The organism is Roseovarius sp. MMSF_3359 (assembly GCF_030733385.1).
In the GTDB taxonomy this organism is placed as follows: domain Bacteria; phylum Pseudomonadota; class Alphaproteobacteria; order Rhodobacterales; family Rhodobacteraceae; genus Roseovarius.
Window position 1 is genome coordinate 270,270 of the sequence record NZ_JASHJC010000004.1, and the last position, 20,132, is coordinate 290,401.

Below are 20,132 nucleotides of genomic sequence, written 5' to 3' on the forward strand. Positions count from 1 at the left end.
GACCTATTCCTCGCGCCCTTGCGCCTTGAGACGAGCGTGCAATGCCGCGGCCTCGGGCGCCCCGGCCTCCAGCGCAAAGACATAGGCATGGGTCAGGTAGAAACCGCAGGCGGTTGGATCATTGGCCTGATCCGCGGCAAGCGTATAGAGCCGGATGAGCGCCGCCTGATCGCGCGCCTCGTGGGCCGCGATCATCTCGGCATTCAGATCGCTCATTCAGCAGCCCGGGCCAACCCGCGATGATGCTCGATCTTCTCCGCAACCCATTGGTGGAAAACGAGTGTCGGGCTGTCCATCACCGGCGAAAAACGCCCGCCATCGAACATGTCCGCATGACGGCCCTTTTGCATGCCCTCGACCACGAAGATGTCTTCTTCGAACACCTCTTTCCAAAGCGCTGCGTTGCGCAGCCTCAGATCCTCGTCCGTTTCCGGTGTCGCATAGTAGAGATGCACATGTTCCTGCGTTTCCTCGGTCCCTTTCGGCTCCAGGACAATGGCGAAAGAGTGATCGCGGTGCACGCCCAGAAGCACGTTGGGATAGACGGCGATGTATTCCGCCTGTTCATCCCATTTTGCGCCAACCTCCTCGAAATCGGGGAAGGTCTTGCCGGCGTTATCCTTGAGCTGTCGATAGACCATCGTTCCCTGGCCGGAATACTGACCCGGCTCTTCGATATGGTAGTGATCTTCGAGCCGCGAATAGCTGTTGAGCCCGGGATGCACCCAGGGCAAATGGTAGCTTTCGCAGTAATTCTCGACCGCGAGCTTCCAGTTGGTGGCGACATTCAGGGTGAACTTGCTATCGGCCCCGCCGTGATAAAGCGGCTTGTCGAAATCGGCCCAGCGTTTGATGAGATTCGCGTGAACCTCCTCAAAGGGGGCTGCATCGCCCGAGATGTTGATCCAGACGACATCGCGCCAGATATGGCTGCGCACCTCGTTGAGGCCCAGATCGTCGCGCTTGATCGCCTCGTGGGTGTTCTGACCGGGGCCGCCGACATGGGGCGTGCTGACGAGCTTGCCCTTGGTCGAGTAACACCAGGAGTGATAGGGGCAGCGGATCGCGCCCTCGATCTTGCGCGGCTCTTCGACCAGGATCATGCCGCGATGGCGGCAGATATTCTGAAATACGCGCACCTGACCTTCCTTGTCGCGGATGAGCAGGAGCGGCATGCCCAGAAATTCCAGCGGGATGGCGTCACCGGGTTCCGGCACATCGGCGGCAACGGCAAGCCCCGCCCATTGGCGGTAAATCAGCGCCTGACGCTCTTCGGCAAAGACGTCCGTATCAATATAATGCGCATTGGGCAGACCGTTGGCGGCGTCGATGCCGACGCGGACATTGGACAGATCGGTGACATTCTGGGTCAAGGCAGCCTCCTGGAATTTCTTTGGCCAAATTGGCCAAATCCCGGGTTCAAAAACCGACAATTCGCGACGTGACTTATCCGTACGCGACGGAATGATTGTCACCCCCCCGCATGTCGCACCTACTTGAAGGGTTCGCCGGGTTGCAGGAGCCTGGCGTGGAAGGGAGGCACATCTTCGCGTGGAATCAGGCCCGCTTCCCGGGCGGTGCGGAAAATGGCCGCGCGGTCGTCGCCGAGATGCTCGTAAACCATGCGTGTCGCGCGCCGCCCTGTGACCTTCTCGCGGACGGTGCGCGTGGCGTATCCCTCCCAGAGGTTCGACTGGAAAGACGTCTCGGGCGTGAGGAAGTTCAGCGAGCAGGCCAGGGCGTTGCGGTGGGTGACGATGGCCATGACCCCTTCTTCCTGACGCATGACGATACCGCGGAACTCCCGCGCCTGCGGGTTGGTCGACAGGCCCTGCTTGCGGATCGCCTGCCGCGGCTCATAGCCGCGCAGGAACGTGTAGCCACCGTCGCGTTTGACAAAAACCAGTCCGGACATGAAATCCTCCTTCCCGATGAAAGCCTGCCGCACGAAACGGTAAAAGCCACTGGGAAAGAGGCGCTCATCCACCGCGACGGGTTCGGCGCCGAAGAATTGCGTCAGCATCGGGTGGTTCAGAAGGTCGTATGTTGCCGGTCCGATCTCGGCCACCGGTTCCAGAAGGATGCGGGCATCGACGCCAAAGAAGCTGCAGATCTGATGCAGCACATCGGGGCGAGGGAAACTTTCGCCCGAGAGGTAGCGGTTGAACTGCGTCCGGTTGATGCCCAGGTCGCGGCACAGTCCGGCAACCGACGGATAGGCGGCGCTGAGGCTACGCAGGTTCTGACCGAAGATCCCGCGAAGCTCGGCGGGATCAGGAGAACGGTCACGTCCCCGGTTCTGCGTTTTCTGGACCAAGTTGTTCCTTTCGAAGACAAAAAATCACCCCAGGCTGCCTTTTCCGGCAATCATGTTGAGTCGGCAAGTCTTTGCCAGTTTTCCTATTATAACAAAATTGATGCTATATAGCGTCAGATTTTTGATTAACTGACACAAGTTTTACGCACCAAAGGCTAAATTAAAAGTGTCGTAACCCTCGTTAACACCGCAATATCGACGTGGGGGGTAAAGATGGCAAATTGGGGAAGACATGTTTGGCGTAGTACTCTGGAGTGACCAACTTCGAAATCGTGCCGTTATTTGGTGCGAAGACCACGGTGATTTAGCTTTTTTTAATGGGGATGGCATCGCAGCATTGGACGGATCGGAAATGGAGCCCGGCGATCTGGTGCAGTTTGACGTCAGGGCGGACAGAAATATGCGTATGGCCAGCAGTCCAAGGCTGGTATCGTCCGATGAATATCCAACCTTGGCGCATGACCTGAAGCAAGCGGGGATGCAATCCGCGCCGGTTCCGGCGCCTCAGGCGGGCAGGGCGTCGGCCAAGATCGTGGCCTTCGAGCCCAAACCCGCGACACTTGCTCCCAAGCACGGACCGGCGCGCCGCGTGGTCTGAATACGGTCGGGGCTGACACGCCCTGACATCTGGGTGACGCGCCTTAGCGCCCCCTTGGCAAAGCCGCCACGCCGGTGCGGGCAATCTCGCTCAGGCCGAGGGGTCGCATCAGGTCGGCGAATGCGTCGATCTTGTCCGGTGTGCCGGTAATCTCGAAGACGAAGCAATCAAGCGTGCTGTCGACCACATTGGCGCGGAAGATATCCGCGAGCCGCAGGGCCTCGACCCGTTTTTCGCCTTCTCCGGCGACTTTCAGCAGTGCGAGCTCGCGTTCTACTGATGCACCTTCAACCGTCAGGTCATGCACATCATGCACGGGCACGATCCGACCGAGCTGCGCCTTGATCTGCTCGATCACCTGCGGCGTCCCGGTGGTGACAATGGTGATGCGGGATTGATGCCCCTGGTGGTCAATCTCCGCCACCGTCAGGCTGTCGATATTATACCCCCGCCCGGAAAAGAGGCCAATGACCCGCGCCAGCACGCCCGGCTCGTTATCCACGACAATCGCCAGCGTATGGCTTTCGATCGTATCCGAAAAAGTCGGACGCAGGTTATAGGCCGAATGCTTGTTGGAGCCTTTTTTGATTTTTAGGGCGGACATTTTGCTTTCCTCTGTATCGGCGCGGCTTGGCGCATTCTACGGGATCAGGGTGAGCGGCGCGGGCACAGGACCCGCGCCGAAAAGGATCAGACCATGACGGCCCCTTTGGAACCGATGGCGTCCTTGGTGGAGGCCTCGCCCAAGAGCATCTTGTTATGCGGCTCGCCGGACGGGATCATCGGGAAGCAGTTTTCGTGCTTTTCCACGAGGCAATCGAAGAGGACCGGCCCGTCGTAATTGATCATTTCCATGATCGCGTCATCAAGATCGGCCGGGTCCTTGCAGAGGATGCCCTTGGCGCCGAAGGCTTCGGCCAGTTTGACGAAATCGGGCAGGGCCTCTGACCAGGAGTGCGAGTAACGCTCGCCATGCAACAATTCCTGCCACTGGCGGACCATGCCGAGCCGTTCATTGTTCAGGATGAACTGCTTGACCGGCAGGCGATACTGCGCCGCGGTCCCCAACTCCTGCATGTTCATCAACCAGGACGCTTCGCCGGCCACGTTGATCACGAGGGCATCGGGATGCGCGATCTGCACACCGACCGAGGCGGGGAAACCATAACCCATCGTGCCGAGGCCCCCAGAGGTCATCCAGCGGTTCGGGTCCTCGAACGTGAGATACTGCGCGGCCCACATTTGATGCTGGCCCACCTCGGTGCAGATATAGCGGTCATGGCCCTTGGTCAGCGCCTCGAGCCGGGCCAAGGCGTGCTGCGGCTTGATGGTCTTGCCGGATTGCGTGTAGGCTAGGCAATCCACCTTCTTCCAATCCTCGATCTGCGCCCACCAGGCTTGTAGACCTTCGCGGTTGACCTTGCGGCCCCGTGATTTCCAGACCTTCAGGATATCTTCGAGCACATGGGCCACGTCGCCAACGATCGGGATATCGGTCCGGATCACCTTGTTGATCGAACTGGGGTCGATGTCGATATGCGCCTTCTTGGACCCGGGCGAAAACGCATCGACGCGCCCGGTGATCCGGTCGTCGAACCGCGCGCCGATATTGATCATCAGATCGCAGTCATGCATCGCCATGTTGGCCTCGTAAAGGCCGTGCATCCCGAGCATCCCGATCCAGTGTTTGCCCGACGCGGGATAAGCGCCGAGGCCCATCAGCGTTGAGGTGATCGGCACACCGGTGGCATCGACCAGCTCGCGCAGAAGCTGGCTTGCCGCCGGGCCGGAATTGATGACGCCGCCACCGGTATAGAAGACCGGGCGCTTGGCCTTTTCCAGCGCAGCAACAAGCTCCTGGATTTCGTCCATGTCACCCTTCACCTGGGGCTGATAGTGGTCGGTCCGTGCCTTTTGCGGCGGCGTGTAGTCCGCGCTGGCAAATTGCACATCCTTCGGGATATCGACCAGCACCGGACCGGGGCGGCCCGAGGTCGCTACGTGGAACGCTTCGTGCAACGTGCCGGACAGTTTCTTGGTGTCGCTGACCAGCCAGTTGTGCTTGGTGCAGGGGCGGGTGATGCCCACGGTATCGGCTTCCTGAAAGGCGTCGTTGCCGATCATGAAGGTCGGCACCTGTCCGGTCAGAACAACCAGCGGAATGCTATCCATCAGCGCATCGGTCAGGCCCGTGACCGCATTGGTGGCCCCGGGGCCGGAGGTCACCAGCACAACGCCGGGTTTGCCGGTCGAGCGCGCATAGCCCTCGGCAGCGTGCACGGCGCCCTGCTCATGACGCACCAGGATGTGGCGAATGTCGTTTTGCTGAAACACCTCGTCATAAATCGGTAGCACAGCCCCGCCAGGATATCCGAATACGACATCCACGCCCTGATCCTTCAAGGCCTGAACCACCATTTTCGCTCCGGTCATTTGACGTGTCATTGCATTGCTCCGTTCATGACATCCATCTTTCTGTGCGCGACATAAAAAAGCCCCCGATTTTCGGGGGCGCATGGGGTACCGTTATGGTGTCCGTTACCGGCCCATGCGCTTCATTCCCACGATGACGACTAGCGTGTTCACGCTTGCGACTCCTTCATGCTGCGTGCGCGAGAGATTATGGGCGCGGGCAGGGGGCGTCAAGCGGCATTTTTGAAATTTATGTCGCAAAACACGGGCGTATCTTTCTGTTTATTGCGCAGAATGGCGCAAAAACGCCGCTCCAGAGATTTTTAGGACTCCACCTGCGCAAGATCCGGCTCGCAGCAACGTCGTTGTGACGCGGCGACTGTGGCGTGATTGGGTAGGGCAATCGAGCTTGTCACGGCAATCATGGATGGTTAGGATTTCAATCATCCGGACCGAGCGGCTGCACAACGAACGGGGCAGAACAACCGCCATTGCCGGACCCGGCGCGGACGCAAGTCTCAGATTGGCGGATTTGCAGAAATGAAACCCATCCATTTTCCGGTTTCCGGTGTGCAGAGGCGAGGATTGTTTTTAGCTAATCATGTTTGATCGCCCCCCAAAAGAGCGAGAGGCCCTGTCCTGGAGCTATGTTGTGCTTTGGGCCGCGGTGATATTCGTGACGGTTCCTTTCGTTCGCGGCGGCGTAAGTTTCGTTCGGGAGCACTGGGGAAGCTGGGTATTTACCTATGGCGTCGTGGCCTCTGCCGCGCTGGCAGCGGCGGCGGCGCTCTACGCGACGCGCCGACGGTGGTCTTTAGCGTCGTGCGCCTGGCTGCTCGGCCTGGCCGGGCTGGTGATTTACCTGACCTTCGGACTTGCCGAGGGAAGCGCGGAAGAGGCGGTGCATTACGTGCAATACGGCCTCCTTTCGATCTTGCTGTTCCGCGCCTTCAGCCATCGGGTCCGCGATTATTCCATCTACGTCGCGGCGACCATCGGCGGCACCTTCGTGGGGATGGTCGATGAGACCGTCCAATGGCTCACGCCGCGCCGCTATTTCGACCTGAGAGATATCTGGTTGAACCTGACGGCGGTCGCCTTGGTGCAGGCCGCGCTGGCGGCAGGCGTCCGGCCCAGGATGATTGCGGGTTGGCCGGGTTGGCGGGGCGTGAGACGCCTTTGCTATCTTGGTGCGCTGACACTGGGCTATTTCGGTCTCTGCCTCCAAAACACCCCGGATCGGATCGCCTGGTATTCGGCCAATGTTCCCGGGCTCGGGTTCATCGACCCCAATCAAAGCATCATGGTCGAATACGGCTATCTTCACGGCAGTGACGCCGTTGGCTTCTTCCGCTCCCGGCTGACAATCGAAGAGTTGCGCCGCTCGGCGACGGAGCGCGCCGAGGAGGGCAGGCAGATCATCGACCAGTACCGCGACCGGGAACAGTATATGCGGTTTCTTGAAATCTACTCTCCCCTGGCAGACCCCTTTCTGCACGAAACAAGGGTGCACTTGCTCCGCCGTGACGTCTATTTGGCGCGCGCCTTGAAAAACGAGGATGAAGTTGAGCAGGCGGAGCAGTTCGCGACGGCATTTTGGGAAAATCGCATTCTTCGGGCCTATTTCGATGAGGTGCTGCGCGGCTCGAGCTATGAATGGTCTGCCGAGCAGGCGGCTCTGGTGGCAGAAAATACAGACAGATCAGAGCCTTATGAAAGCAGGGTGAGCTACCACCTGATCGTCAGGTTCAGTCCAATGCAACACGCAATGCTGTTTTCAAGTGCCGTGGCTGCGCTGCTGTTGGTCGCGGCATACGGCCGTCGGGCATCAAGACCGACAGGCGCAGATTGACCTGGGCATCGCAATACCGACGCCGAACCGCTCATTTTCCCAACCTTGGAGAATGGCGGATTGGTGGGTAGAATAGCCAGACCTTGGAAGGGTCGATTGCGGACAAAGCTGTACTTCGATCACCAATGAATCAGAGGGCATCGCCCGACCGCGGGTGAGCGCCGCTGAGGTTGTTCATCGCACTTTATGGTGATGCGTTCATCCAACAATCGTTGGGATTGAAACGGTGACGAAGCGCCGACCCATGGGGTGGTGTTGCCATTTTCGCTCGGACCAATGGCGCGTCAATGACAACCGCTGCCCGGCGGTGCTACGTACCTTGATTCCGCGCGGGATTCGAACTCGAACGTCCGCATTGGGCTCGAAGCAGTCATCGCAGGTGTTGAGGGCATCGGTTCAGAACTGCCTTGGGTAGGGCCCGGGTTCGATGACCGTCGCTTGGGTCAGGTGGCCGATAATGTCGATCTCGGGCGTGCTGCCCGGTGCTGCGAACGCGGGATCGACGAAGGCGTAGGCCAGGTTCTTGCCCACCCGATGCCCCCAGTCGCCGGAGGTGACGGTGCCGACGACGCGGCCTCCCTGCATGACTGATGCGCCGGGATGGGCCGGGGCGTTGTCGCCATGAACCTCAAGGGTGACGAGCTTGCGGGCGGGGCCGTTCTCAACGCGCGCGGCGAGGGCCTCCTTGCCGATGAAATCGGGCTTGTCCATCTTCACGAACCGCTCAAGGCCGGTCTCGAACGGGTCGAATTCGGTCAGAATGTCGGATTTCCAATGCAAATAGCCCATTTCCAACCGCATGGACTCGACCGCGCGCGCGCCAAAGAGGGTTATTCCGTGATCGCGGCCCGCCGCCCGCAATGCGAGATAGGCGGCGTAGAGTTGGTTGTTCGGCACATGGATTTCATAGGCGTGCTCGCCCGAGAAACTGACCGACATGACCGTGGCGGGCGCGATGCCGATGAAACATTCACGCACCGATAGCCAGGGGAAGCCCGCGTCCGACCAGTCTGCGCGGCTGACCGCCTGCATCACGTCGCGGGATTTCGGACCGGCCAGAACAAGGATCGTCTGGTCATTGGTGAGCGAACGGATCTGCACGTCTTCGCCCTCCCGCAGATGTTGTTGCAGCCAGTCCATGTCGTGCCATTCCGCGGCGGCGGCGGAACCGTACCAGACGCGACCACCCGGCAGGTTGGCGATGGTGGCCTCGGATTTGACCATGCCGTGGTGGTTGAGCAGGTAACCAAGACCCACCTTGCCCGGCTTGCGCGGCACCCGGCCACAGATCATCCGATCGAGGAAGTCATGCACACCGGTGCCGGTCAGCTCATAGCGATTGAAACCGTTGACTTCGCACAGGCCAACGCCGTTTTGCACAGCGGTTACTTCAGCTTTAATAACGTCGAATACTTCGTTGAATTTAAACGAATGTATCTCGGTGGAATCTACCAAAGGCTTGAAGTAATCCGCGCGCTCCCAGCCATTGACCACGGTGAATTCGGCCCCCTCTGCGGCGAGGATGGGTGTCAGGGGCGTGGTCTTGGCGGGGCGGCCCGCGGGGCGGTGTTCATGGGGGAAGTGAAAGCGGAACTCGTTTTGATAATCCTCGATGGCCTTCAGGGCGCAAAGCTCGACATTGCCGTGGTCGGTGAACCGGCGCGGATCAAGGGGCCAGGTGTCGTAACACGCCTCGCCATGCACGATCTGCTGCGCCAGGAGCCAGCCATGGCCGCCGCCTTCGCCAAGACCGGCACGCAAGCCTATGATACAAAACGCATTTCGCTTTCCCGGGATCGGACCGACCAGCGGCGCGCCGTCAATCGTGTAGGTTATCGGCCCGTTGACGACCGTATGAATGCCGACCTCGGTCAGCGCGGGCATCCGGGCAAAGGCGCCTTCCAGCACATCGGTCACCCGGTCCAAGTCATCGGGGCAGAGGGCGTTGACGAAATTCGGGTCGATCCCGTCCATGCCCCAGGTCTTGCACTCCTGTTCGTAGAATCCCACGAGCAACCCGTTCTTCTCCTGCCGGCAGTAATAATCGCTAATCGGGCAGCGCAGGAGCGGCATGCGGTGACCGGCCTCCTTGATCGCGGGGATCTCTTCGGTCAGGAAATACTGGTGCTCCATCGACATGACCGGGTGGTGTACGCCCATCATCGCACCGACCTCGTTCACGCGGTAGCCGCAGGCATTGACCACCACCTCGGCCCGGATATCGCCTTGGGTCGTGTGCACGGTCCATGAATGATCCCGGTGCTGCGTTAGCCCGATCACCGGCGTGTTGCGATAGACCTCGGCCCCCGCATGGCGGGCACGCCGCGCCAACGCCTGGCAAAGCTGCGCCGGGTCGATGTCACCATCGAGCGGGTCCCAAAGACCGCCCACGAGGTTTTCGGTCGAGATCAGCGGGTGACGCCGCGCACATTCCTCGGCGTCGATCACCTCGAAATGCACATCCATTCCGCGCGCCATGGAGGCGAAATGGCGATAGCCGTCCATCTGCGCCTCTGTATTGGCCAGACGGATGCCGCCGTCGCCATGGTGATAGTTGATCGGGTATTCAGGATCGTCCGCCAATTCCTTGTAAAGATTGATGGAATGAGTTTTGAGGCCAACCATCGTCTGGTTCATGCCGAAATTCGTGACCTGCGCCGCAGAATGCCAGGTTGTCCCGGATGTCAGTTCGTCCCGCTCCACCAGCACAACATCGGTCCACCCCTCCCGAGTGAGGTGATAAAGGGTCGAGCAGCCAGCGATGCCGCCTCCGATAACGACACAACGGGTCTGGGTTTTCATGGCGTTTCTCCGATCTTTGCTGCCCCCAGAGGCCGCGATTTCACCGGTTGGTCAATGGGGTGACTCTTGTATTGGAAATTATCGAAGGCGAATTTCGAAAATATGCGAGGGTGATGAATATGCTTGCCGCGATCATGTCGGGTGTTTTGATGGCGACGAAGAAGACCGCGAGGGGAGTGACATGGCAGCTACAGGCCGCAGATCGGGACGACGGGAACGGATGGCACAGCGCGCCGCAGGACCCGCGGCCAATCCGGCACCGCCTGGACAATTGGGCGGCCTCTACAAGCCTTTGAGCGATAGTGACCTGCAGTCCATCTATGACACCGCGCTGCGCCTGCTCGAAGAGCTTGGCATGGGCGAGGTGCCGGGCCGCCTTGCGGATGTCCTGCTGGCCGCCGGGGCGGTCGATCTGGGCAATGACCGGATCAGCCTGCCACGATCGCTGGTGACCGAGACCATCACCAAGGCCGCAAAGACATTCACCTTCAACGGCCGTGATCCGGCGCGGTCGATCGACGTTGGCGGCAAGGCCGTTCATTTTGGCACCGGGGGTGCTGCGGTGCAGGTGCTGGACCTCGACAGTCAGACATATCGCGCCGCGACACTGCATGATCTGCACGATTTCACACGGCTGCAGGACACACTCAGTAATGTGAGCTGGTTCACCCGCTGCTGCATCGCGACGGATGTACCGGACCCCTATGATCTGGACGTGAACACCGCCTACGCACTTCTGAAGAATACGACGAAGCCAGTGGCGACCGCGTTCACACTGGCCGAACATGTGGACCCGATTATCGAGATGTTCGACATCGCCGCCGGCGGCAAAGGCGCGTTTGCCGCGCGGCCTTTCGTCAAGGCGCATATCAGCCCGGTGATCTCGCCCATGCGGTTTGGCGAAGACGCGGTCGATGTGACCTTTGAATGCCTCAAGCACAACATCCCGGTCTCCTGCATCACCGCCGCGCAGGCGGGGGCCACAGCCCCGGCGACGCTGGCCGGGTTCCTGGCACAATCACTGGCCGAAACGCTGGCGAGCCTGGTGATGGTCAATGCGATCAAGCCCGGCCACCCGATGGTGTTTTCCAACTGGCCGCTGGTGATCGACCTGCGCACCGGCGCCTTTGCGGGCGGGGGAGGTGAAATCGCCGTGCTGAATGCAGCCTCGGCGCAGCTTTCAAACTGGCTGGGCCTGCCTTCGGGCGTGGCGGCCTCGATGAGCGACGCCAAGGCGATTGACGCGCAATACGGGGTCGAAAAGGGGATAACGTCGCTGGCCGCGGCCCTGGCCGGGGGCAACCTCATCTACGAAAGCTCCGGCATGACGGCCTCGCTTCTGGGCGCGAGTTTCGAGGCGTTCATCCTCGATGACGAAATGCATTCGGCGACCTATCGCGCGCTGCGCGGTGTGGAAGTCAGCGAAGAAAACCTTGGCTATGACGCGATCTGCGAAGCGGTGTTGGGCGACGGCCATTTCCTCGGTGGGGCGCAGACGATGGCCGCGATGGAACGCGATTACTTCTATCCCGATATCGCGGATCGCGACACGCCCAAGACCTGGGAAGACAAGGGTGCGCCCGACGCCTGGGAAATGGCGCGCGCGAAGGCACGGGAGGTTTTGGACACCCATCATCCCGCCTACCTGAACCCGGCGCAGGATAAGGCCATCCGCAAGCAATTCCGGATTCTGGGATGAGAAAGCCGGGGGTTTCGCCCGGGTGATCTCAGGCGTCGAGGACGTAGAAGTGATCCCTGAGCCAGGGCAATTGGGTGATGGCGGGATCAACAGCACGGGTCTGGATCAACTGCCGAAGAGTTGCGATGACGGCGGCGACGGTCTGGGTGTCGTGGACCTCGGGGGTGAAGGCCGAAAGGGTTCGGGCAAACCCCTTGCCGGGGAAGGGGACGAGGCGCAATTGACGATGAAACCGCCGCGCCCGGGCATAGCAGGCGGGGGTGGTGATCGCCCATCCACACCCTTCGGCCACCATGTTCATGATCGACTGGTTGCTTTCGAACTCAAACCGGTTGGGCAACGAAATCCGCAGGCGCCGCAATTGCGCTTCGATCATCGCGCCGATGATCTGGTTCTGGCTGTAGCGCAGAAAAGGCAAGTCTCCGGCACCGGTCAGGAAGTCCTCGGGCGGGGTGGTCACATTCAACGGCACCGCCAGCACGAAAGGATCCCGCAGAAGCGGCGTTTCGATCAGCCCCGGCTGCCCATATTGCGGCTGCGTCGCGACGCCGATATCGATGTCCTGATTGCGCAAAAGGGTCAGGATCTCATGACTGGGCCGGGTCAGGTGGCGGAAGGTGCAGGCCGGCATATGCGCCAGCAGAATCCGCGCCAGTTCCGGGGCAATCTCGCTGTCGAAATCCTCAACGAGGGCGAGGGAGAGATGCCGCGCTTCGGAAAGCGGGCCAGCGCGGGCGTCGATTTCGGCGCGGTGCAAAAGGCGCATTGCCTCGTCCACGTTGCGCAGGAAACTGGCCCCGGCGGGGGTGACGGGCATCGGTCGCCGGCCATGGTCAAAGAGCGGCGCGCCGAGGGTTTCTTCGAGCTTTGAGAGGTGATGCGAGACCGTGCTGACCGACAATCCGGCCTGCTCCGCGGCGGATTGAAGTGACCCGCTCCGCGCAACGAGTTGAAAGACTTCGAGCCATTTGAGGCTGAGTTGGGATTTCTTCATGGCGACCACGGCGCGATATTTCACTTCGTCCAAATGAATATTCGATCAGGTCGAAAGTAAAGCCCCGGTTCGCCAGTCAGACAGCGTGGGTTATGCGGCGCGGCGGCTATCGATCGCGTCGAGCGTATCACGCCAAAGACCGGGCAGGGGGGCCAGGGATCGCCGCAGTTCGGCCGCGTCATCCGAGAGTGCCGCAGTTTCCGCTTGGCAAAGGGCCTGTTGCAGGGCGACGGCGCCAAAGGTCGCAGCGGATCCTGCAAATTGATGGAGCTCAGCCGCCAACCCGGGGCTTGGATCCGCATGGGTCACATCGATGCCATCGACAAAACCCTGGCCTTCGGCGACGAAATCATCGAGCACCCGGGTCAGGTTTTGCGTCGGGAGCACGGCATAGAGTTGATCCAGAACCTGGGTGTCCACGCCATGTTTTTCCGCGCGTGGGGCCTGTCGGACCGGGCCACCGGCAAGAATGTCCCGCAGAACCGCCCGGCGCAGGGGTTTGGTGCGGATCGAGTCGATCTCGACCCCGCGGAAACTCTCGTTGTGCTCCGGCCGGAAATGGGCCGTCAGCGCGACGATGCGGCTATCGCGGGAGGCGCCCTCGCCGTTGCGGATCTGCCGGGTCGCCTCGATCCCGTCGACGCGCGGCATGTTGATGTCCATTAGGATGAGGTCGAACCGGTGTTTTGCGGCCTCGGCCACCCCTTCGTCACCATCGGTGGCCAGCACGACGTTATGCCCGTCCTTGCGCAGCATCTCGTGCAGGACAAACCGGTTGCTGCCGTTATCCTCGACCACCAGCACGTCGAGCGCACGTTGCGGGATCTGGTGCAGCGACGGAATTGCAGTGGTGTTGCGATCTTGGTCCGCTGGCGGCAGCGGCAACCTCACCCAGAAAAGACTGCCCTCGCCCCGCTCGCTTTCTGCGCCGATCTTGCCGCCCATGAGCGTGACAAGGTGTTTGGCGATGCCAAGCCCAAGCCCGGTGCCTTCGGTCGTGCCGACATCATCGAGACGGACGAAATCATCAAAGATACGGCCCAGATCCTCTTCATCGATCCCGACACCGGTGTCGCTGATCTGAAATTCGATTTCGTCGGAGGGTGCGCCAGCGGGGCCAAGCCGGGTGACCTCGATCGAAACCTGACCGTCGGTGGTGAACTTGATCGCGTTCGATAGCAGGTTCAGCAGCACCTGGTGTAGCCGGTTCGGATCACCGAGCACCGGCCCCAGCGGCACCGGGGAGCGCACCATGTCGACCGTGTTGCCGTGGGTCTCGGCAACCGCCTTTTGACCGCACAGGAGCTCTTCGAGAAGCTCGTCGAGATCAAAACGCTCAGTCACAAGGCTCAGGCGCTCGCCGACGGCCTGGGTCACGTCCAGCGCATCGTTGATCTGGTTCAGCACGAGCTGCCCCGAGGATTGCATGATCTGGGTGTAGCGGGACTGTTCGGGCGACAGGGCGGTATCCTCAAGCAGATCAAGCGCCCCGAGGATGCCGTTCAGCGGTGTGCGCATCTCGTGGCTGATCATGCCGAGAAAGCGCGCCTTGGCCTTTTCGCCTTCAAGCGCCTTGTCGCGGGCGGCCCGCATTTCCGCCTCGGTTGCGACCCGCTGCGAGATATCGCGCAGGAAACAGACGCAGACATTGTCGCCCGAGCGCGATGCCATGCTGGCCGACATCTCGACCGGAAAGATACGCCCGGATTTGTCCCGCGCCGAGAGTTTCGTGCAGAGGTTGGGCCCCTGTGCGCAGGACCCGATCAGCCGCTCGCCCGTGACCGGGTTGAGGGTTCCGGTTTCATCGGCCTTGAACAGGATCTTGGTGATATTGGCTGGCGGTCCGTCCCCATGCGGCAGGCCAAAGATCGTCTCGGCCACCCGGTTGCCTTCGATGATCGCGCCGGATGGCTTCATCACGATGATCGCATCCTGCGAGGTGTTGATGATCGTGGCCAGCCGGTTGAGCGTATTGCGATTCTGCATCGCCCGGCGGCGGTACCGGCTATAGAGGCGCCAGAACAGGGCAAGCAGCGCGGCCAGCGTCGAAAGTAGCGCCAGCGTCAGGGCAATCATCGACAGGAGTTTCTTGGCCAGTTCCGTCCGCTGCGTCTCCCGGCGCTCCACGTCATAGGCGATGCCGATGCTTGACAGGCGCTGCACGGTTTGAGACAGGCCGAGCGCCATCTCGAGCAATTCACCTTGTTGTTGGTAGACAGACGTATCCGGGCCGTCGATCAGGGCGGCCTGCGCATGGGTGCCATCCCGAAGGGTCGTGACAAGATCGCGGGCGCGTGGGCCGCTCAGGACCTTCTGATAGGTTTCCGCGGTCGAAATCGTATCGACACGGCTATAGTAGATATCGAAACGCCGCCGCATGTGGGCCAGCGACGTGGTGGAGGCAGGCGACAGGTTTTCGATCGCGTGAATGTATTTCGCATGCTCGACCTCGAGCTTGGCAACGGTCCATTGAATATTGTCACTGTAGGCCGCGCGATAGTCATCGAGCTTGAGGAACACCTGCGCGGTGATGATGGCCGTGGCGCCAAGGCACAACGCTGCCGCGATACTCAGCACTGTCATCTGAGTCCGCCGCGCCATGATGCGTCTGTAAAGTTGTCGAGCCGTCAAATTTTCCGCCTAAAAAGTGCGCCTGACCCGTGCTAGCGCGAAATGATGATCCGGTCCAGTTGCCAAATGCTGCGCGAGAACACGGTTTCGGTGCGGTACTTCCGGTCTGCATCGTAGTTGTAGACCATCCAGATGGGCCCCTTGTCGCGCGGCGTCATCGGGTTGCCATCCATCAGATAGGCCAGCATCGCCCCATCGTTCGTTGGGTCATCGACGGGCAGGATGACACTATACTCATTGATCGCGATCAGTTCGATCTCTCCTCCGGTCACGTCGAACCGGTCAAGCAACGTCTGCAGTGCGACACCGGTGAAAGTCTTCGCGCCGCTGGTCCAGTTGGTCCTGGTGGTAAACGAGATGGTCGGCAGCGCCCGAAGATCGGTGCCAGTCAAGGTGACGACATCACTTGCGGCACCATCCTGCGCGGTGATTTCAAGGGTCAGCAAAACCGGGTCGCCCTCCGCGAAAACCGGTCGGGCAGGGCCGGAAACGGTGAGAAGAACGATCGAAATCACGCAAGCGAGCAAACTGACTCTGAACATTTTCGTCAACATTTCCAAAACCATCCCGAGCGATTCAAAACAGTTTCCCTTATGCAAAGCCATCCCCCTATGCAATTGGATAGTCAGGGCGTATTATTCGGCTGGTATTAGGGTAGGAATTGACGCACAAGAAGCTCGTCGCGCAGGCAAGGCACTCCTCAAGGTTCGGGGGTGTGATGGCCTTACGGGGCATGGGCGTATTGGATGAAAATTCATGCATAAACTACTGCTGGCAGACGATCATGAACTGGTGCGCGAAACGGTCGCGGACTTCCTGCGCCTGCAGGGCGGCTATGAGGTTGTGACCGCCCAGAGTTTCGATGAGGCGCTTGAATTGGCGCAGCGGGAAGGGCCGTTTGAGCTGGTGATGCTGGACTATTCGATGCCGGGCATGGATGCCCTTTCGGGATTGGCCAAGATGCGGGCGCAAACGGGATTTCCCGTGGCGATCCTGTCCGGGACGGCGACCCCCGATGTTGCGCGCCGTGCGCTATCGTCTGGTGCCGCCGGGTTCCTTCCCAAGACACTGGCGCCGCAATCGCTGGTCAGTGCCGTGCGCCATATGCTGACCGGTGAAGTCTATATGCCGCTGGAATTTCTCAATGACGAGAGCGCAGATCAGTTGGACGTCAACCTGACGCCCCGGGAACGCGATGTGCTTCTGGGCATCACCGAGGGGAAATCCAACAAGGAAATCGCCCGGGATCTCGATATTCAGGAAGTGACCGTCAAACTGCACGTCAAGACACTGTCGCGCAAACTCGGCGCCCGGAACCGAACCCACGCGGCGATGCTGGGACGTGATCTGGGGTTGATGTAGCCGGTAGTCCCTGGCTCATGTCCGCTCTGAGGATGAAGCTGCCGTTCGACTTTCATGTCCCGCGCGGAATCAAGGCCGCAGGCCGCCGCGCGATCGCCAGACCGTCCGCAAGGGCTGGCGATTGGGAGAGGTTGCGCAATGATCGGGGCATTTTCGGATTTGGCAAAGATAAAGTGTGCCTAAGGACGGTTGATCGCCACCCCGCGGTCTGGCTATAGCGCGGCTGTTCCTGAAAGGCAGCAGGGGTCGCATTGGGACCTGAGCGGACAAAGCGGTCATTGAAGTTCAACATAGCCTGCATGTAGCATCACCAAATGACTAGCAAGGGCGAAACAAAACAACACGCGGAAGAGCTGTTTGAGCAGTTCCTGAAATTTGACGCATTAGGAATGCGCAAAGAGGCAAAAAGAGCTGTTTCTGCGCTTATCAAAGAAGTTTCTGACAACGCAGCGAAGGATAGATGGACCAAAGTTAATTTGTCTCGAATGCCCAGAAACAGAGCGAGCCGCGTTAGACACGAAATTTTCAAGGAAATCGTCTTTCCATCATTGAAGGCTGCCTTTGACCGTGGAGAAGCGGAAGCCAGTTATCTTTTCGGAAAATATTCACAAAACCTTTATTCTGATCGTGCTCTCTTCAATCAGCTGGATCAGCGCACGGCGTTAGAACTTTTTCGTGAAGCATTTGATTCCGATCCAAGTTCAACGCGATACCAGAGCGCCTACCTTGGGGCTTTATTGGGCTTATTGCGATATAGCTTTCACGAGTGGCCCACTGGAATTCTCATTGACCATGATGATTGGCGTAAAGGGCTAGATGGCATGAGAGCGCAGCTTTCGCTGGCTCGATCACTTGATCGAAACAGCGAGTATTCGGGTCTTTTTGCTCAATGGTTCGCTTATGTCGATGAGTATGAAGCACGACTGTCAGCCGACAACTCCAGTCATTAGGGGCTCAGAGCGGGCATCAGGCAAAAAGCCCCGCTGAGAGATATGCGGGGCCTTTAACTACTCTCTCGGCAAATGTCCCTAGGCGCGGCGGCGGCGGCCTCCGGCGCGGCCACCACGGCCACGGCCCTCTTCACCGGCCTTTGGCGGGGCCTTGTTGAACTTGATCCAGTTGCCGCCATGGGGGTCGTTGTTGGTCAGGAAGTTGGCGGCCATGATTGCCTCCATCTCCTTGCCCGCTTTGGGTTTGGTCGAGCCAAGGCCAAAGAGCTGGCAGAAGGTTTCCATGTCCATGTCTTCCGGAACCACCAGACCCGCAGCAGCGATCTCGGCTTTCTTGGCGTCGATCTCGGCCTGCTTCACAGGCAACGCAATCGGGTTCATGATCGCCGACGTCATACCCGCACCCATGGCCATCGGCAGGAAAGCGTTGTTGATGCCGTGACGGTTGGGCAGGCCGAAGGAGATGTTCGAGGCGCCGCAAGTCGTGTTCACGCCAAGTTCTTCGCGCAGTTTGCGCACCAGGGTAAACACCTGCTGACCGGCGGTCGCCATCGCACCGATGGGCATGACCAGCGGATCGACCACGATGTCATGGGCGGGGATGCCGAAATCTGCCGCGCGTTCCACGATCTTCTTGGCCACGGCGAAGCGCACATCCGGGTCCTCGGAAATGCCGGTGTCGTCGTTCGAGATTGCCACGACCGGCACGTTGAACTTCTTCACGAGCGGCAGGACCATCTCAAGCCGGTCTTCCTCGCCGGTGACCGAGTTCAGGAGCGGACGCCCCTCGGCAGCCTCAAGACCGGCCTCAAGCGCGCCCGGCACCGAACTGTCGATGCAAAGCGGCAGATCGACAAGCCCCTGCACCAGCTCGACCACCTTGGTCATCAGCGGCGGTTCGGTCTCGTTTGGGTTGGGGTTGGAGTTATAGACCACGCCCGCGTTGATATCGAGAACCGTGGCACCCGCCGCGGCCTGTGCGATGGCATCGGATTCGACGGTCGAAAAATCGCCCGCTTCCAGCTCGGCCGCCAGTTTCTTGCGGCCCGTCGGGTTGATCCGCTCTCCGATCACGCAGAACGGTTCGTCAAACCCGATGACGGCGGTTTTGGTTTTGCTTTCGACGATGGTGCGGGTCATGTCTTATCCTTGTTGGTTGGCGGGCACGGTCGAGGCGCCGCCGTTTTCAATCGCCCAGGTGGCGTTGGTCTTGATGCCACCCAGCGGGAAGAAGTGCACATTGGTGATGTTGAAATCCGGATTGGCGGCCTTGTGGGCGGCCAGTTCGGCAATCACATCGGTCGGCTCATAAGGCAAGAGCAGCTTGGTCACATCCATCGCGCGCTTTTGCAGGACCTTGAGCGACGGGCCAACACCGCAGGCGATGGCGAATTTGATAAGCGTCTGCAGCTTGGCGGGACCGGCGATGCCGATATGGATGGGCAGGGTGATGCCCGCCGCGGCCAGATCGTCCGCCCATTTGATGATCGGCTTGGCATCGAAGGCGAATTGCGTGGCAAGAGCCATCTCCGCATCGGTGGTCTCGCTGAATTTCTGCTTCCAGCGCAGCGCGTCCTCGACGTTTTTCATCGAGCCATCTGGGTCGATATCCTTGTTGCCCTCGGGGTGACCCGCGACATGCAGGCGTTTGAACCCGGCCTTGTCGAACTCACCTGCTTCCAGAAGCTGCATCGAGCTGTGGAAGTCGCCATGGGGTTTCTCAACGCCACCGGCCAGCAGCAGCGCCTGATCGACATTTGCCTCACCCTGGTAGCGCGCGATCCAGTCGGCCAGCGTCGCCTGATCCTTGATGATCCGCGCCGGGAAATGCGGCATCACCGGATACCCTTCGGCGTTGATGCGCTTGGCGGTCGCGACCATATCCTCGATCGGGGTGCCTTCGATATGAGCGATGTAGACGCGCGTGCCGGCGGGCAGCAGGGCGCGGAAATCCTCGACCTTTTCGGCGGTGCGCGGCATCACCTCGATGGAATAATCCTTGAGGAACGCCTCGACCTGACCATTCGCCGGTGTCGCGCCGGTTTTTTCACGCTTGCGGAAGTTCAAAAGAGCCATTGCGGCCTCCCATAAAGATCGTGGGCTCATGCCCAGCCATCGTTGGCAATCAGGGCCTTGATCCGGTCCTGATCGTATTCGGCGTCAAGCCGGGCGGCCTCGGCCTCGGCCACCTCACCGGCGTCTCCTTCAACCGGGTAGGGGGCGGCCTTGCGCCATTCGGCGAGGTAGTCATCCGTGCTCTTCGCGTTCACCTTCATGGCGGCGCGATCAATGGCCTGCTCAAACCGCTCGGGAAGCTGCTTTTTCGCGCCCCGGCGGCCCTTGCCGACGATTACCTGCGCGGGAATATCCCGCCAATACACGATGGTGACATCAACCATGGCTGATTCCTCTATGCCCAGTTGCCTTTCTCTAATGCAGCGCGGCGTGAACGCGGCATCCATTTTCGACAAGTTTAAGGCCGTGAACGACGCGCGCACCCTAGCGCAAGGCGACC

At 60.3% G+C, this 20,132-nt stretch carries 17 protein-coding genes; 5 read left to right on the top strand and 12 right to left on the bottom strand.

The window, feature by feature from the left end:
* Nucleotides 1-3: 3 nt before the first annotated feature.
* The 3 genes from RBB29_RS08245 to RBB29_RS08255 form a co-directional block, all read right to left on the bottom strand.
* Complete coding sequence (locus RBB29_RS08245; RefSeq protein WP_306114094.1) at nt 4-216, bottom strand: hypothetical protein; 213 nt, start codon at nt 214-216, stop codon at nt 4-6.
* On the bottom strand, nt 213-1,373 hold the full coding sequence (locus tag RBB29_RS08250) for an aromatic ring-hydroxylating dioxygenase subunit alpha (RefSeq protein ID WP_306114095.1): 1,161 nt from the start codon (nt 1,371-1,373) through the stop codon (nt 213-215). The genes RBB29_RS08245 and RBB29_RS08250 overlap by 4 nt, the downstream gene beginning before the upstream one ends.
* Before the next feature lie 119 nt (nt 1,374-1,492).
* Complete coding sequence (locus RBB29_RS08255; RefSeq protein ID WP_306114096.1) at nt 1,493-2,317, bottom strand: helix-turn-helix domain-containing protein; 825 nt, start codon at nt 2,315-2,317, stop codon at nt 1,493-1,495.
* A 406-nt stretch (nt 2,318-2,723) separates the two neighbouring features.
* Between RBB29_RS08255 and RBB29_RS08260 the strand changes: the two genes are divergently transcribed.
* Nucleotides 2,724-2,915 carry a hypothetical protein gene (locus RBB29_RS08260; RefSeq protein WP_306114097.1) on the top strand — a complete coding sequence of 64 codons (192 nt, stop codon included), beginning with the start codon at nt 2,724-2,726 and terminating at the stop codon, nt 2,913-2,915.
* Between the two features lie 43 nt (nt 2,916-2,958).
* On the opposite strand, the gene ilvN is transcribed toward RBB29_RS08260, so the two are convergent.
* Nucleotides 2,959-3,519, bottom strand: a complete 561-nt coding sequence (ilvN, locus tag RBB29_RS08265) for an acetolactate synthase small subunit (RefSeq protein WP_306114098.1) — start codon at nt 3,517-3,519, stop codon at nt 2,959-2,961.
* Nucleotides 3,520-3,605: 86 nt separating this feature from the next.
* A complete protein-coding gene (locus RBB29_RS08270; RefSeq protein ID WP_306114099.1) occupies nt 3,606-5,360 on the bottom strand; it encodes an acetolactate synthase 3 large subunit in 1,755 nt (584 codons plus the stop codon).
* A gap of 568 nt (nt 5,361-5,928) precedes the next feature.
* On the opposite strand from RBB29_RS08270, the gene RBB29_RS08275 reads away from it, so the two are divergent.
* Nucleotides 5,929-7,179, top strand: coding sequence for a VanZ family protein (locus tag RBB29_RS08275; RefSeq protein WP_306114100.1), 1,251 nt, complete (start codon nt 5,929-5,931; stop codon nt 7,177-7,179).
* A 396-nt stretch (nt 7,180-7,575) separates the two neighbouring features.
* Here RBB29_RS08275 and RBB29_RS08280 read toward each other — a convergent pair whose 3' ends face one another.
* Complete coding sequence (locus RBB29_RS08280) at nt 7,576-9,981, bottom strand: FAD-dependent oxidoreductase (RefSeq protein ID WP_306114101.1); 2,406 nt, start codon at nt 9,979-9,981, stop codon at nt 7,576-7,578.
* Nucleotides 9,982-10,162: 181 nt separating this feature from the next.
* Here RBB29_RS08280 and RBB29_RS08285 point away from each other — a divergent pair, with 181 nt between their 5' ends.
* A complete protein-coding gene (locus RBB29_RS08285) occupies nt 10,163-11,680 on the top strand; it encodes a trimethylamine methyltransferase family protein (protein ID WP_306114102.1) in 1,518 nt (505 codons plus the stop codon).
* 28 nt (nt 11,681-11,708) lie between these two features.
* On the opposite strand, the gene RBB29_RS08290 is transcribed toward RBB29_RS08285, so the two are convergent.
* The 3 genes from RBB29_RS08290 to RBB29_RS08300 all read right to left on the bottom strand — a co-directional run bounded on the left by RBB29_RS08290 (nt 11,709) and on the right by RBB29_RS08300 (nt 15,847).
* Nucleotides 11,709-12,698 carry a LysR family transcriptional regulator gene (locus RBB29_RS08290; RefSeq protein WP_306121127.1) on the bottom strand — a complete coding sequence of 330 codons (990 nt, stop codon included), beginning with the start codon at nt 12,696-12,698 and terminating at the stop codon, nt 11,709-11,711.
* Between the two features lie 66 nt (nt 12,699-12,764).
* Nucleotides 12,765-15,257 carry an ATP-binding protein gene (locus tag RBB29_RS08295; RefSeq protein WP_306114104.1) on the bottom strand — a complete coding sequence of 831 codons (2,493 nt, stop codon included), beginning with the start codon at nt 15,255-15,257 and terminating at the stop codon, nt 12,765-12,767.
* A gap of 80 nt (nt 15,258-15,337) precedes the next feature.
* Nucleotides 15,338-15,847, bottom strand: coding sequence for a molybdopterin-dependent oxidoreductase (locus tag RBB29_RS08300; protein WP_306121125.1), 510 nt, complete (start codon nt 15,845-15,847; stop codon nt 15,338-15,340).
* Nucleotides 15,848-16,061: 214 nt separating this feature from the next.
* On the opposite strand from RBB29_RS08300, the gene RBB29_RS08305 reads away from it, so the two are divergent.
* Complete coding sequence (locus RBB29_RS08305; RefSeq protein WP_306114106.1) at nt 16,062-16,667, top strand: response regulator transcription factor; 606 nt, start codon at nt 16,062-16,064, stop codon at nt 16,665-16,667.
* Between the two features lie 314 nt (nt 16,668-16,981).
* Complete coding sequence (locus tag RBB29_RS08310; RefSeq protein WP_306114107.1) at nt 16,982-17,617, top strand: hypothetical protein; 636 nt, start codon at nt 16,982-16,984, stop codon at nt 17,615-17,617.
* Nucleotides 17,618-17,695: 78 nt separating this feature from the next.
* Here the strand turns inward: RBB29_RS08310 and RBB29_RS08315 are convergent, their stop codons facing one another.
* Genes RBB29_RS08315 through RBB29_RS08325 form a run of 3 tightly spaced genes read right to left on the bottom strand, consistent with a single transcriptional unit; the run spans nt 17,696 to nt 20,016 of the window.
* The gene (locus RBB29_RS08315; protein WP_306114108.1) at nt 17,696-18,757 is read right to left on the bottom strand and encodes a methyltetrahydrofolate cobalamin methyltransferase; all 1,062 of its coding nucleotides are present in this window, start codon (nt 18,755-18,757) and stop codon (nt 17,696-17,698) included.
* A 3-nt stretch (nt 18,758-18,760) separates the two neighbouring features.
* The gene (locus RBB29_RS08320; protein WP_306114109.1) at nt 18,761-19,693 is read right to left on the bottom strand and encodes a methylenetetrahydrofolate reductase; all 933 of its coding nucleotides are present in this window, start codon (nt 19,691-19,693) and stop codon (nt 18,761-18,763) included.
* A gap of 26 nt (nt 19,694-19,719) precedes the next feature.
* Nucleotides 19,720-20,016 carry a virulence factor gene (locus tag RBB29_RS08325; protein ID WP_306114110.1) on the bottom strand — a complete coding sequence of 99 codons (297 nt, stop codon included), beginning with the start codon at nt 20,014-20,016 and terminating at the stop codon, nt 19,720-19,722.
* Nucleotides 20,017-20,132 lie beyond the last annotated feature (116 nt).

What these genes read in the sequence shown, in the direction of transcription:
- RBB29_RS08245 (WP_306114094.1), bottom strand. Translation starts at nt 216, where the DNA reads ATGAGCGATCTGAATGCCGAGATGATCGCGGCCCACGAGGCGCGCGAT.
- RBB29_RS08260 (WP_306114097.1), top strand. Translation starts at nt 2,724, where the DNA reads ATGGCCAGCAGTCCAAGGCTGGTATCGTCCGATGAATATCCAACCTTG.
- ilvN (WP_306114098.1), bottom strand. Translation starts at nt 3,519, where the DNA reads ATGTCCGCCCTAAAAATCAAAAAAGGCTCCAACAAGCATTCGGCCTAT.
- RBB29_RS08270 (WP_306114099.1), bottom strand. Translation starts at nt 5,360, where the DNA reads ATGACACGTCAAATGACCGGAGCGAAAATGGTGGTTCAGGCCTTGAAG.
- RBB29_RS08275 (WP_306114100.1), top strand. Translation starts at nt 5,929, where the DNA reads ATGTTTGATCGCCCCCCAAAAGAGCGAGAGGCCCTGTCCTGGAGCTAT.
- RBB29_RS08280 (WP_306114101.1), bottom strand. Translation starts at nt 9,981, where the DNA reads ATGAAAACCCAGACCCGTTGTGTCGTTATCGGAGGCGGCATCGCTGGC.
- RBB29_RS08285 (WP_306114102.1), top strand. Translation starts at nt 10,163, where the DNA reads ATGGCAGCTACAGGCCGCAGATCGGGACGACGGGAACGGATGGCACAG.
- RBB29_RS08295 (WP_306114104.1), bottom strand. Translation starts at nt 15,257, where the DNA reads ATGACAGTGCTGAGTATCGCGGCAGCGTTGTGCCTTGGCGCCACGGCC.
- RBB29_RS08300 (WP_306121125.1), bottom strand. Translation starts at nt 15,847, where the DNA reads ATGTTCAGAGTCAGTTTGCTCGCTTGCGTGATTTCGATCGTTCTTCTC.
- RBB29_RS08305 (WP_306114106.1), top strand. Translation starts at nt 16,062, where the DNA reads ATGCATAAACTACTGCTGGCAGACGATCATGAACTGGTGCGCGAAACG.
- RBB29_RS08310 (WP_306114107.1), top strand. Translation starts at nt 16,982, where the DNA reads ATGACTAGCAAGGGCGAAACAAAACAACACGCGGAAGAGCTGTTTGAG.
- RBB29_RS08315 (WP_306114108.1), bottom strand. Translation starts at nt 18,757, where the DNA reads ATGACCCGCACCATCGTCGAAAGCAAAACCAAAACCGCCGTCATCGGG.
- RBB29_RS08320 (WP_306114109.1), bottom strand. Translation starts at nt 19,693, where the DNA reads ATGGCTCTTTTGAACTTCCGCAAGCGTGAAAAAACCGGCGCGACACCG.
- RBB29_RS08325 (WP_306114110.1), bottom strand. Translation starts at nt 20,016, where the DNA reads ATGGTTGATGTCACCATCGTGTATTGGCGGGATATTCCCGCGCAGGTA.